This is a genomic window from Bradyrhizobium sp. in8p8, from assembly GCF_000426845.1.
Taxonomy (GTDB): Bacteria; Pseudomonadota; Alphaproteobacteria; order Rhizobiales; family Xanthobacteraceae; genus Bradyrhizobium; species Bradyrhizobium japonicum_C.
In genome coordinates, this window is record NZ_AUGD01000021.1 from 32,970 (window position 1) to 45,652 (window position 12,683).

Consider the following 12,683-nt stretch of genomic DNA (forward strand, 5'->3'; position numbering starts at 1 on the left):
CTGAGAGTAAGAGTGCAGGCTCGGTTTTTCCGTGACGGGTTACAAGCTGCGAGAGAGGCTCGCGGCGCCCGTCGCGGAGATCCGCGATGTTAAACCCTAATGCTCTCTCGCGCGCCGGCCAGGACCGGGCGAACCTCTACAACGAAATCACCGACAAGATTATCGCCGAACTCGAGGCTGGCCGCGTCCCCTGGGTTCAGCCTTGGGGGACCGCCGCGGCAAAGGCGCGTTTGGCCATGCCGAAAAACGCATCGACCAACCGGCAATATAGCGGCATTAACATCCTCATCCTCTGGGGAGCCGCGATCGAACGCGGATTTTCCGCTCAAAGTTGGCTCACCTTCCGTCAGGCGCTTTCACTTGGCGGCCACGTCCGCAAGGGAGAGCGCGGCACCACCGTCGTCTACGCGGATCGTTTTGTGCCGAATGACGAAAAGGGACGGGCGGACGAGACCGGCGAAGCCGCGCAGGCAATTTCATTCCTCAAGCGATTTACCGTTTTCAACACCGATCAGTGCGAGGAACTGCCGGACGAGATCGCCACCGCTGCGCCGCCACCGCCGCCAGGCCTGATCGAGCCCACGGTCGAAGCCCTGATCGAGGCCAGCGGAATCCCGTTTCGCATCGGCGGAGATCGCGCATTCTATGCACCGGCCGAAGACTATGTGCAGGTCCCGCCTCCGCAGGCCTATTTCGAGCCGATCAACTGGCACCGCACAGCGCTGCATGAACTCGGTCATGCGACCGGGCATCCCTCGCGCCTCAATCGCGACCAGGGAGGATCCTATGGTACCAGGAAATACGCCTTTGAGGAATTGGTGGCTGAGTTGAGCGCCGCGTTCGGCTGTGCATCGCTCGGGATTGTGCCGACCGTCCGTCATGCCGATTACATCGGCTCATGGCTTGAAGTCCTGCGCGAAGACAATCGCGCCATCGTTCGCGCGGCCTCGCAGGCGAGCAAGGCCGCGGACTATTTGCTCAGTTTCGTTCCCCAATCCACTGTGCCGGGTTCGCTGGATTCGGTTGTCGCTGATCACGAGGCGGCTTGATGCTTGGCCTCCCGCGGCGGCCGCGCCGAGAGTGAGAGGAGGGAACGCTGTTCGCGACGGGGTGGAAGCCGAGAGAGAGTCTCACGGCTGCCCGTCGTGGAGAGTCAAAATGACGAAAGCCGTCCAAAAGATCACACTGTCGTCTTCCCGCGATATTCCCTTCAACAAGCTCATGCTCAGCCAATCGAACGTTCGCCGCGTGAAAGCAGGCGTCTCGATCGAGCAGCTCGCCGAAAGTATCGCGCAACGTACCCTCCTGCAAAGTCTCAGCGTGCGAGCGGTCGTGGATGCGGAAGGCAATGAGACCGGCATGTTCGAGGTACCTGCAGGCGGCCGGCGCTACCGCGCGTTGGAACTTCTCGTAAAGCAGAAGCGCATGGCGAAGACGCAGCCTGTTCCTTGTGTCGTGCGCGCGGGAGGCATCGCTGAAGACGACTCGCTTGCAGAGAATGACGAACGGATAGGGCTTCATCCGCTCGATCAGTTTCGAGCCTTCCAGACCTTGAGTGGCGCCGGCTTGTCCGAGGAGGACATCGCTGCTCGGCACTTCGTGTCCCCGGCGGTCGTGAAGCAACGACTGCGGCTGGCGTCCGTGTCCCCAACGCTGCACGACGTCTATGCCGAAGACGGCATGACACTCGAGCAGCTCATGGCCTTCTCTGTAACAGCCGACCACGCCAGACAGGAGCAGGTCTGGGAAAACGTCAGCCGATCTGGCTATGATGAACCGTATCAGATCCGTCGCATGCTGACCGAAAATACCGTGCGCGCATCCGATCGCCGTGTGCAGTTCATTGGGCTGGATGCTTACGAGCAGGCTGGCGGCGGCGTTTTGCGGGACCTTTTCGAGCACGATGACGGCGGCTGGCTTCAAGATGTCGCTTTGCTCGACCGTCTCGTGACGGAAAAGCTCAAGGCCGAGGCCGAGGCGATTGCCGCCGAGGGATGGAAGTGGATTTCTGTCGCGGTCGATTTCCCCTACGGTCACGCTGATGGCCTGCGAGAAATCGAGGGCGAACTTGTCGATCTCTCGCCTGAGGAGCAAGCCACCGTCGACGCCCTCAACGCCGAGCAGGCCAAGCTTGAATCCGACTACCAGGATGCTGATGAGCTGCCCGACGAGGTCGATCGACGTCTCGGGGAAATCGAGGCGGCACTGATAGCGTTCGAAGGTCGGTCGGTAGTCTACGATCCCGCCGAGATCGCGCGAGCTGGTGTTTTTGTCAGCATCGATTCCGAAGGACGCCTCTCAGTGGATCGGGGTTACGTCCAGCCGGAGGATGAAGTGGCGGCACCCGCTCCTGATGTCGGGCAGACGTCATCAACCGATGGAGGGGAGGTCGATCCTTCCGTTCCGCGCACAGTGGTCTCGGTCGCGGGTAGCCCGGTCGAAACCGATGAGGATGATGACGATTCGACAAGGCCATTGCCGGATCGATTGATCACAGAGCTGACAGCGCATCGTACGCTGGCACTGCGGGACGCGCTGGCAGAAAATCCGGCGATCGCGTTCCAGGCGGTGCTGCACAATTTCGTGCTGACGGCCTTTTACCGGTTCGCGTCATCCGGAAGCTGTCTTGAGATCGGACTTCGTACGCCGACCTTTCCCGCTCAAGCCCCGGGCCTGAGGGAGAGCGCGTCCGCGAAGGCCGTCGAGGCACGGCACGAGTCCTGGAAAGCACGATTGCCGAAGGGCGAGAACGGTCTCTGGGATGCGCTTACGGCCCTCGACGGCGACGCGCAAGCGTCCCTGTTCGCTCACTGTGCGTCATTTGCGGTCAACGCCGTCTATGAGCCGGCGAACCGCTACAATCAGGGTCGTGTCTCCGCTCACGGAGTTCGCACGCGTCTCGATCAGGCCGATGTGCTGGCGCGCGCCGTTGACCTCGACATGGTCCGGGCGGGTTGGAGACCGACTGTCGACAACTATCTCGGCCGGGTCACCAAGCCTCGCATTCTGGAGGCGGTGCGGGAAGCAAGAGGCGAATCTTCTGCGCAGTTGATCGATCACCTGAAGAAGGCCGACATGGCCAAGGAGGCCGAACGTCTTCTCGATGGGTCGGGCTGGTTGCCGGACCCGCTGCGCCTCGCCGACGCTAGCGCGTGCCCTGCGGAAGAGGAGGGTGAACCGGACTCGTTGCCCGAATTCCTCGGCGACGACGAGGATCGGGAGAACCCCAACGACGACGATCCGCAACAGCTCGATGCGGCTGAGTGACATCATAGAGTAGGAAGGCTCCGGCCGTCCCGCAGTTGCTTGGGGACCGGTGTGCAGCGCCGGTCCCCATTTTTATGGGCGAGCGCTGAGAGGGAGAGCTGGGCCGGGAAGGGTTTGAATCGCCGTGGTCTTAAGGAGAGCGCCGGGCGGTTCGACCCGTTCCTGCTCTCCTGAGAAATCCTGTCATGACCGAATCTCTCGCCGGCGGCGCTGCCGCCGCGCCGCTCTCGATGCGTGCCGCTGCTACTCTCACCTCTGCCGCCCTCAGGGCCGCCCGACAGCTCATGACTGACCTCGAGCGCGGCCGTCGCATCGATGCCGCTGTCCTGCGTGGCGCCATGGAGGCTGCCTTCGGCGCCTCGGACGCGACCGGCGCCTGGAACTGGAAGACCGCCTATGACGTCTGCGAGGCAGCAACCGTTCTATTCCTTCGCAAGTTCGGCCCGGCCATGCGCGCCAAGGCTGGCTCAACGGCCGCGATGCTGCCGATGCTCGCGAAAATCGTGAGCTGTCTGCCGACCCATACGCGGCGTTCCGAGGACAGTCAGGCACTTCAGCAATTCTCGACGCCAATCCCGCTTGGGCTGGCCGCATGCACTGCAGCCGGTATTACGCCTGCCGACCGCGTTCTGGAGCCCTCCGCGGGGATCGGCTTGCTCGCCATCCTTGCCGAACTCGCCGGCGGCTCTCTGATGTTGAACGAGTTGGCCGAAGGCCGCGCGGCGCTGCTCGATCATCTGTTCGCCAACGTTAAAGTCACGCGGTTCGACGCCGCGCAAATCGATGATCACCTCGACGCGAGTGTCGTACCGAGCGTCGTCCTGATGAACCCGCCGTTTTCCGCGGTGGCGAATGTCGATCGACGGATGGCGGACGCGGCTTTCCGGCACATCGCTTCGGCGCTCGCGCGTCTTTGCGACGGTGGACGCCTCGTCGCCATCGCTGGCGCAGGCCTTGCGCCGGATAACCCGGCATGGACCGAGGCCTTTGTGCGGCTCCAGGAACGCGGACGGGTGGTGTTTTCTGCCGCGATCGACGGCGCCGTCTACGCCAAGCACGGCACTCAGACGGACACGAGGCTGCTCGTCATCGATAAGTTGGCCGCTGCCGATCCGAAGGCGTTTCCTGCCTCGCAAGGCATGGCCGGCGATGTCGCCACCTTGCTCAATTGGGTAGCCCTGCATGTGCCCCCGAGGCTGCCCGTCGCCGCGCCGGTCGTAGCCGGCGTCATTAGGCGCCCCGCAATGCCCCGATCGGCGGGCGCTTCCGCATCTTGTCTGTCGTCCACCTCGGAAAGCGCAGCGCCAAATGGCGTCGTACTCACGTACGAGACGGTCGAATGGTCGCCGCCGGAAGGCGCCCGCCTTACCGATGCGCTCTATGAGGAGTACGGATTGCAGTCGATCCGTATTCCCGGATCGTGCGCACATCCGACCAAGCTCGTGCAGTCGGCGGCGATGGCGTCCGTTGCGCCACCGAAGCCGTCCTACCGTCCGCATCTGCCTGCAACCCTGGTGGCAGATGGAGTTCTGTCCGAGGCCCAACTCGAGAGCGTCATTTATGCCGGCGAGGCGCATTCCGAATTCTTGGCGGGCTCCTGGACGGTCGACGCGACCTTTGACGTTGTGGCCGCCGCGCGCGACGACGCAGCGAATGCCGTCCGCTTTCGCCGCGGCTGGTTCTTGGGCGACGGCACCGGCGCTGGCAAGGGTCGGCAGGTCGCCGGCATCCTGCTCGACAATTGGCTGAAGGGCCGCCGCTGTGCGGTCTGGATCAGCAAATCCGACAAGCTGATCGAAGACGCGCAACGCGATTGGTCCGCGCTCGGCATGGAGCGGCTGCTCGTTACGCCTCTGTCCCGGTTTCGCCAGGGCACACCGATCCGGCTTTCGGAAGGCATCCTTTTTGCCACCTACGCCACGCTACGCACCGACGAGCGTGGCGAGAAGCTTTCGCGCGTCGGGCAGATCGTTGAATGGTTGGGCTCCGATTTCGACGGACTGATCGTTTTCGACGAGAGCCACGCCATGCAGAATGCGGTCGGGGGCAGGGGCGAGCGGGGTGACCAGGCGGCCTCTCAGCAGGGGCGCGCGGGCCTGAGGCTCCAGCACGCCTTGCCGAATGCTCGCGTGGTTTATGTGTCGGCGACAGGCGCAACCACGGTCCACAACCTCGCTTATGCCCAACGCCTTGGCCTTTGGGGCGGCGCCGATTTCCCGTTTGCCACGCGGGCCGAGTTCGTTGAAGCGATCGAGGAGGGTGGGGTTGCGGCGATGGAGGTGCTGGCGCGCGACCTCAAGGCGCTCGGTCTCTACGCGGCCCGTTCATTGTCCTATGAGGGCGTCGAGTACGAACTCGTCGAACACCAGCTTACACCGGAGCAGGTTCGCATCTACGACGCCTATGCCGATGCGTTCAGCATCATCCATAATAATCTCGACGCGGCGATGCGGGCCGCCAACATCACCGGCGAAACCGGAACGCTGAACGGGCAGGCAAAATCCGCGGCCCGATCCGCCTTCGAGAGCGCCAAACAGCGCTTCTTCGGTCATCTGCTGACCTCGATGAAGACGCCGTCGCTCATCCGATCGATCGACCGCGATCTCGACGCCGGCCATGCCGCCGTCATCCAGATCGTGTCGACGGGCGAAGCGCTCTTGGAGCGCCGGCTCGCCGAGATCCCGACCGAGGAGTGGGGCGACATCCAGGTCGACATCACCCCGCGCGAGTATGTGCTCGACTATCTCGCCCATTCCTTCCCGGTCCAGCTCTACGAACCGTTCACCGACCAGGAGGGCAATCTCTGTTCTCGGCCTGTCTATCGCGACGGCCAGCCGGTCGAGAGCAGGGAAGCTGTCGCCCGGCGTGACCGCCTCATCGAAAAACTCGCCTCGCTGCCGCCCGTGCCTGGCGCGCTCGATCAGGTCATTCAGCGCTTCGGCACCGACATGGTCGCCGAGGTGACCGGCCGCTCGCGCCGCGTCGTTCGCAAGGACGACCGGTTGGTGGTCGAAAATCGGGCCGGTTCGGCCAACCTCGCCGAGACCTCAGCCTTCATGGACGACGTCAAGCGCATCCTCGTGTTCTCCGACGCGGGCGGTACGGGGAGGAGCTACCATGCCGAACTGTCGGCGCGGAATCGCCGTTTGCGGGTTCACTACCTGCTCGAGCCCGGCTGGAAGGCGGACGCCGCGATTCAGGGCCTCGGCCGCACGAACCGGACCAATCAGGCGCAGCCGCCGCTGTTCCGTCCCATTGCGACCGATGTGAAGGCCGAGAAGCGCTTTCTCAGCACCATTGCGCGCCGGCTCGACACATTGGGGGCGATTACACGCGGCCAACGCCAGACCGGCGGGCAGGGCCTGTTCCGGCCCGAGGACAATCTCGAAAGCCAGTACGGGCGTGACGCGTTGCGTCAACTCTACACGTTGCTCGTCCGAGGCAAGGTCGACGGATGCTCGCTCGAACGGTTCGAGGATGCCACCGGCCTGAAGCTGACAGATGCCAATGGGCTCAGGGATGACCTGCCGCCGATCACGACCTTCCTGAACAGGTTGTTGGCGCTCACCATCGGCCTGCAGAATGTGCTGTTCACCGCCTTCGAGCAGCTGTTGACTGCTCGCATCGAGGGCGCGGTCGCATCCGGCACCTACGACGTCGGGTTGGAAACGCTCCGCGCCGAGAGCTTTGTCGTCAGCGGCCGGCGGACGATTTATGTCCATCCGCGCACGCGTGCCGAGACACGGTTGCTCAGCATAACCCAGCGCCAGCGCAACCATCCTGTTGGTTTGGATGACGCCCTTGCTCGTCGTTCCAATCATGCTGTCCTGCTGATCAACGAGCACTCCGGACGGGCCGCCGTGCAGGTCCCGGCCCCGAGCGTCATGCTCGACGACGGTGAGATCGAGCGCCGCGTCCGCCTGATCCGGCCTATGGAACAGCACCAGGTCCCCTTGAACATGATGATGGAGAGCCATTGGGTTGAAGCGGATCGCGAACGCTTCGCCGCGGCCTGGCTGGCGGAGCTTGCCGAGGTGCCCGAGTACACGGAAAGCACGATCCATGTCGTGGCCGGCTTGCTGCTCCCCATCTGGAAGCGGTTGCCGAACGAATCGACGCGCGTCTATCGGCTTCAGACCGACACGGGCGAGCGCATCATCGGCCGCAAGGTTTCTGCGATCTGGGTCGCAAACGCCCTTGCCGCGGACGCGCCTTCGCTGACGCCGGAGGTTGCCTTTGGCGGGCTAATGGAAGGACGGACCGTCCTCGACCTCGCGGAGGGGCTCCAGCTTCGGCGCGTCCGGGTCATGGGCGCATACCGCATCGAGCTGTCGGGATTCAACGACACGATGCGCGATCGCCTCCGCGCTTACGGGCTCTTTGGCGAGATCATCTCCTGGAAGCTGCGCATGTTCGTGCCCACGGACGCAAGCGGCGTCGAGATCCTGTCGAAGGTGCTCGAGACCTATCCGGTTGCGCGTATCAGTGAGCGGGAGGCCGCGTGATGTCCCGCGATGCCTCCGAACTGGTCCGCCGCCTCGCGCACGAAGCCGAGGCGGTGTGCCGACACTATCTCTCCAACGGCAAGCGCGCGGGGCGATATTGGGTGGTCGGAGACGTCCATAACACGCCGGGGCGCTCGATGTTCGTGCGGCTCCAGGAATCATCTAAGGGCCCCGCCGGAAAGTGGACTGACGCTGCGACCGGCGAGCATGGCGACCTCCTCGACATCATTCGCGAATGCCGGGGTTTGCGCGACTTTAGCGAGGTCACCGAGGAAGCGAGGCGGTTTCTGAAGCTGCCTCGTCCTGAGCCGCAGCTGGCCTCGAAACCCGTTCGTTCGCTTGCGCCGGTCGGATCGCAGAAAGCCGCCCGTCGGCTCTTTGCGATATCCAGCCCAATTGAGGGGACGATGGTCGAAACGTATTTGCAGCGCCGCGGAATAGCCCGCATCAACCATGGCGGCAGCCTGCGCTTCCACCCTCGTTGCTACTATCGACCGGACGAGCACTTGCCGACCGAAACCTGGCCGGCGATGATTGCCTGCGTCACCGACCTTGAGGGACGGATCACCGGCGTTCACCGCACCTGGCTCGATCCAGACGGTTTTGATCGCGTGCGGCTCGGCAAGGCTCCAATCGACACACCACGACGGGCTATGGGCGATCTGCTTGGCAACGCTGTTCGCTTTGGCGTGGTGGACGACGTGCTCGCCGCCGGCGAGGGTATCGAGACCATGTTGTCGCTGCGTAACGTACTCCCGACCTTGCCGATGACTGCTGCGCTCTCGGCCAATCACCTCTCTGCCATGTTGCTGCCGTCTGGCCTGCGTCGGCTCTATATCGCCCGCGACGCCGATGCCGCCGGAGATGCGGTACAGGCGACTCTCACCCAGCGCGCGGAAGCCGTCGGCGTTGAAGTGATCGCATTGTCGCCCCGGCTGGGCGACTTCAACGAAGATCTGCATATCTTCGGTCTCGGGGCGCTGCGAGCAGCGTTGCGGCTTCAACTCGTGCCAGAGGACGTCGCCCGCTTCCTGCACTCGTCGGCGGTGGCCGTGGAATAGCCCCGGTGCTTCGATCGGCGTCGACAGGTCGGTCATAGCGAGACCATTCCCGGAATCGGGCGCGACCTCGGCCTTCTAGATGGCGATCGGACGGCAAGCGGCCCGGGCCGGCAATGGCTACGCCCGGCTATTTTCCGCCGCGCGCCGGCGATGGGAAGAAGCATTAGCCGACAGCCCGACGCGCTTTGCATCGCGAAGCAAAATAGCCGGCCTCCGCCATCCTCCGCTGCCGCTTCGGCCCTTTCGGGTTCTGGCCCGTTCCGCCCGCCGTCTGAGTGATCGCCACGAAGGCCGCGATGGGCGCGGCCGATCCGGCAAAGGACCTTCTCCATGACCGACCACGATGACATCGAGCCACCGCATGCCTCTTCTCCAACCGATCACGTTCTCACCGAATTGCAGCTCTTCGGTTACCGCCCCTTCGACGACCAGCCTGATCCACGGCCGCTCCCCGAGGGCAAGATCATCGCTGGAGCCGTCGCCGACATCTTCGATGCCCTGGTCGCGACGTTGAGCGACACGCGGCTCGAGCCGGACCTTGGCGATCTCCTCTGGTCGACCGTGAGCTTGTTTCATCGTGCCGTCGACCGCATCGAACGCCATCTCGACGACAACGAACAGGCGCAGCAGAAGAGCCAGCGCGAGCAGAACGGCTCCGAAATACGGTCGGTCGAACTCGAGCGCCTGACGGCCGAAGGCATTACGCTGATCGAGCGGCGCAACTGCCTGGAGCTCTTCCGCGACCAGGCCATTGAGCGCTTTGAGACACACACCGGCTCATCCTGGCGCCCTCGATCGGGATCGCTGGTGAACCACCGCACGTTGACCGCAGCGATGATCGACTCCCGCGACTTCATCGCGGCCAAGCGCCGCGCCGAAACCGAGGTCTTGTTGCCGTCAGGACCGAAGATCGCACTCACCGGCGGGCTCGACTTCAACGACCATCACCTCATCTGGGACCGCCTCGACAAGGTTCACGCCAAGCATCCCGACATGGTGCTGCTCCACGGCGGCTCCCCGAAAGGGGCCGAGCTGATCGCCTCCAAATGGGCGACCATCCGCAAAGTACCTCAGGTCGCCTTCAAGCCCGACTGGACGAAACACGCCAAGGCGGCACCGTTCAAGCGCAATGACACCATGCTCGAACTCCTGCCGATCGGCGTCCTGCACTTCCCGGGCACGGGAATCCAGGACAACCTTGCCGACAAGGCGAAGCGGATCGGCATCCCGGTTTGGAAATTTGGCGGCGCGTGAGCGCCGTCTTCGCGCCTCCGAAACCATCAAAGCGGAGTTGCATGCGCCGTAACTCCGCCTCGTTTCGGCTCTATATCGGAATTTGCGCCGTGGTGGTGGTGGAAGGCGCAACTCGCAAAACCATGCACATGGAGCCACCACCATGCTCGCCATTGGGCTTGTTCTCAACACACTCGGCATTGGTTTGTTCTGCTGGGCGATCTTCGCGCTCGCAGTGTGTGCCCTGCCATTTTTCGTCGCACTGAGTATCGGGATGACTGCGTTTCAGAGCGGTGCCGGCGTTGTTGCGGCGCTGCTTGTCGGAACGGCCAGTGGAGCGCTGACGCTTGTCCTCGGTCAGGTCGCCCTCGCTGTCACTCAGTCCTTGACCTTGCGCATCGCGATCGCGACCGCATTCGCCATTCCCGCCGCGTTTGCCGGCTATCATGTGGTGTTCGCCCTGTCCCAGATCGGCGTGCCTTCGCTGGCTTGGCGTGAAGTCTTGGCTTGCCTGGGCGCGATTTGCGTTGGCGGCACGGCGTGGACGCGCTTGACCATTTTTGCGGAGACCCGCCCGCTCGGGCCGGCTGGGGTGGTGCAGAATCCGTCTCGACCAATGCTTACGGCCGCTAGGGGCGAGGGATGACCGTTCACAACCTTTGTCGTCGGACAGGTTTGCGTAGATCGGCGCGTTGAACGAGGGACAATCGGGCCCTGAGCGGGAGGGGGCAGTCCCCCTCGGAGTGCCCCGACCAAGCCGCGGCCATTCGGCCCGGCTCACTCAGCTACGGCGGAGCAGCGTTATCTCGATCATCCCTTCGGAGACGATGCCGCCCTTTGCAGCCGATCGTTTCTCTTTCCGCGCCGAATCGTTCTGACCTCTTGTTCAGCACTACCGAGATAAGCCAGGTCTTCTCCCGAGCTTGCGGTTCAGCACGCGGACGCACGTGGCCTCGTTGATGGCTTGATCTGGCCGAAGACCGGCTTCGCCTCGATCGTCTGAGCCGCAACGCCGTTGCTGCGACTTTCTTCCCCTGGGCTTACGCCCATTCCTCGCGAGACAAGAAAGTCGCCACAACGGCGTCCTCCGCTGCGCTCCGGCCCTTGGAAAGCGGGTGCGTCGCCGATCGTCCCCGGCCTCCAGATCGCCATCGAGGCGGCGGTGGTCGCGGGCTCGAAACACAACAGGAGAAGTGAAATGGCTAACATCGGTTCTTTCAAGAAGGTCGGCAACGATTTCCAGGGCGAGATCATCACCCTGAGCTTGCAGGCCAAAGGCGTCCGCATCGTCGCCGAACCCAACCGCTCCAACGACAACGCTCCCAGCCACCGCGTCTATGTCGGCCGGGCCGAGATCGGGGCCGCATGGTCGAAGCGCTCCGAAGAGGGCCGCGACTACCTCTCGCTCAAGCTCGACGATCCCTCGTTCACCGCACCGATCTACGCGAACCTGTTCGACGACGAAGGCGGCGAAGGCTACACCCTGCTCTGGTCGCGGCCGCGCAAGAACGGCGAGTGAGACTGAGCTTTGCCAAGCCCCGCCCGATCCGTTCGGGCGGGGCTTTCGCTTGTTCAGGCTTGGTAGACCCGCGAAGCACCGCGTCGACGCCGCGATACACGCTCGTCCAACAATCGCGTCAGCTATCGGGCGGAGTGCGAATTCCTCTCCTTCCGGCTCATGCCGCAGGAGGGCATCAATTGCTTCCCGCTAAAAGACACTTGCATCGCCCAACCTGCTAACCCGAATCAGAGCACGGTCGCGTTCGCCTGCGGGCTCGTCTGGTCGCCGGCCGGCCAGCAAGGGCACGAGAGCTACTTTTCGGCGCAGGAGGAATGTCGCCCCTTTCGGCCCTCAGGCGTGGGACGCTTCAGCAGATCTGATGCTTCGACGCCAAGAACTTTGGCTAGCCTGTCCACGACGTCAATCCCTGCCGAATACACGCTTCGTTCGAGCGAGCTGATATAGGTACGGTCGATTTCCGCGCGATGGGCCAGTTCCTCCTGCGACAAGCGACGCGCTCGTCGAAGCTTTCTCAAGTTCAGCGCCAGTACCTCTCGGATGTTCATGACCGAGAGGGCAGCGCCTTGAAGAGTATTCCTCCACGGAGTATTCTCTACAATCGTTCGGGTGGACCTTGGGGGCGCGCCATTCGAACAATTATTTAATCTCTGAAGCGCACAAATTCTGTAGACCGCTCGGGCTAATGAGTACGAAGATGGCTCAAGTGCAGCTAGCATTCGCCCAATCGAAGCTTCTAGACCAATAGGAGTTTCAGCAGTGCCGCCGCTTGATCCCGTGGTTTCCGATTTGGCGCCCAACGAGCCGGCGCTGACGCCGTATGACGAGCAACACGCCGTCACGTATATGCGCCTTCTCGATGCCGACGCAGATAACGCCGACTGGCGCGAAGTCGCGCGTCTCGTTTTGAACATGGATCCTGATCTTGAGCCGGCTCGCGCTCGCCGCGCTTTCGAGAGTCATCTAGCTCGTGCAAAATGGGTGACGAGCCAAGGCTATCGTCATTTGCTCCGCCGTGGATGGCCGAGAAATGAAAAATGAAGGCCGTTTGAAACAAACATGACGACTTGTTGACATCCGATTGCAAAATCAAATCGC

Annotated in this window: 9 protein-coding genes; 8 read left to right on the top strand and 1 reads right to left on the bottom strand. The window is 63.2% G+C overall.

From position 1 onward, the window contains the following. Positions 1–86 precede the first annotated feature (86 nt). From K408_RS0132195 to K408_RS0132225, 7 genes are all read left to right on the top strand, one after another. A complete protein-coding gene (locus tag K408_RS0132195; protein WP_024342641.1) occupies positions 87–1,049 on the top strand; it encodes an ArdC family protein in 963 nt (320 codons plus the stop codon). A gap of 109 nt (positions 1,050–1,158) precedes the next feature. Further along, positions 1,159–3,267 carry a ParB/RepB/Spo0J family partition protein gene (locus K408_RS0132200; protein ID WP_024342640.1) on the top strand — a complete coding sequence of 703 codons (2,109 nt, stop codon included), beginning with the start codon at positions 1,159–1,161 and terminating at the stop codon, positions 3,265–3,267. Between the two features lie 185 nt (positions 3,268–3,452). Further along, a complete protein-coding gene (locus tag K408_RS0132205; RefSeq protein ID WP_024342639.1) occupies positions 3,453–7,772 on the top strand; it encodes a strawberry notch-like NTP hydrolase domain-containing protein in 4,320 nt (1,439 codons plus the stop codon). Further along, on the top strand, positions 7,772–8,833 hold the full coding sequence (locus K408_RS0132210) for a DUF7146 domain-containing protein (protein ID WP_024342638.1): 1,062 nt from the start codon (positions 7,772–7,774) through the stop codon (positions 8,831–8,833). Before K408_RS0132205 ends, K408_RS0132210 begins: the two co-directional genes overlap by 1 nt. Positions 8,834–9,163: 330 nt before the next feature. Beyond that, a complete protein-coding gene (locus K408_RS0132215) occupies positions 9,164–10,087 on the top strand; it encodes a DUF2493 domain-containing protein (RefSeq protein ID WP_024342637.1) in 924 nt (307 codons plus the stop codon). 142 nt (positions 10,088–10,229) lie between these two features. Beyond that, positions 10,230–10,712, top strand: a complete 483-nt coding sequence (locus K408_RS0132220; protein ID WP_024342636.1) for a hypothetical protein — start codon at positions 10,230–10,232, stop codon at positions 10,710–10,712. A gap of 552 nt (positions 10,713–11,264) precedes the next feature. Continuing rightward, on the top strand, positions 11,265–11,585 hold the full coding sequence (locus K408_RS0132225; protein WP_024342635.1) for a DUF736 domain-containing protein: 321 nt from the start codon (positions 11,265–11,267) through the stop codon (positions 11,583–11,585). 293 nt (positions 11,586–11,878) lie between these two features. Here the strand turns inward: K408_RS0132225 and K408_RS39385 are convergent, their stop codons facing one another. Beyond that, complete coding sequence (locus K408_RS39385; protein WP_035698740.1) at positions 11,879–12,133, bottom strand: helix-turn-helix domain-containing protein; 255 nt, start codon at positions 12,131–12,133, stop codon at positions 11,879–11,881. Between the two features lie 211 nt (positions 12,134–12,344). On the opposite strand from K408_RS39385, the gene K408_RS41485 reads away from it, so the two are divergent. Further along, entirely contained in the window at positions 12,345–12,626 is a 282-nt protein-coding gene (locus K408_RS41485) for a DNA -binding domain-containing protein (RefSeq protein ID WP_080654972.1), read from the top strand. Positions 12,627–12,683: the final 57 nt, after the last annotated feature.

What these genes read in the sequence shown, in the direction of transcription:
- K408_RS0132195 (WP_024342641.1), top strand. Translation starts at nt 87, where the DNA reads ATGTTAAACCCTAATGCTCTCTCGCGCGCCGGCCAGGACCGGGCGAAC.
- K408_RS0132200 (WP_024342640.1), top strand. Translation starts at nt 1,159, where the DNA reads ATGACGAAAGCCGTCCAAAAGATCACACTGTCGTCTTCCCGCGATATT.
- K408_RS0132205 (WP_024342639.1), top strand. Translation starts at nt 3,453, where the DNA reads ATGACCGAATCTCTCGCCGGCGGCGCTGCCGCCGCGCCGCTCTCGATG.
- K408_RS0132210 (WP_024342638.1), top strand. Translation starts at nt 7,772, where the DNA reads ATGTCCCGCGATGCCTCCGAACTGGTCCGCCGCCTCGCGCACGAAGCC.
- K408_RS0132215 (WP_024342637.1), top strand. Translation starts at nt 9,164, where the DNA reads ATGACCGACCACGATGACATCGAGCCACCGCATGCCTCTTCTCCAACC.
- K408_RS0132220 (WP_024342636.1), top strand. Translation starts at nt 10,230, where the DNA reads ATGCTCGCCATTGGGCTTGTTCTCAACACACTCGGCATTGGTTTGTTC.
- K408_RS0132225 (WP_024342635.1), top strand. Translation starts at nt 11,265, where the DNA reads ATGGCTAACATCGGTTCTTTCAAGAAGGTCGGCAACGATTTCCAGGGC.
- K408_RS39385 (WP_035698740.1), bottom strand. Translation starts at nt 12,133, where the DNA reads ATGAACATCCGAGAGGTACTGGCGCTGAACTTGAGAAAGCTTCGACGA.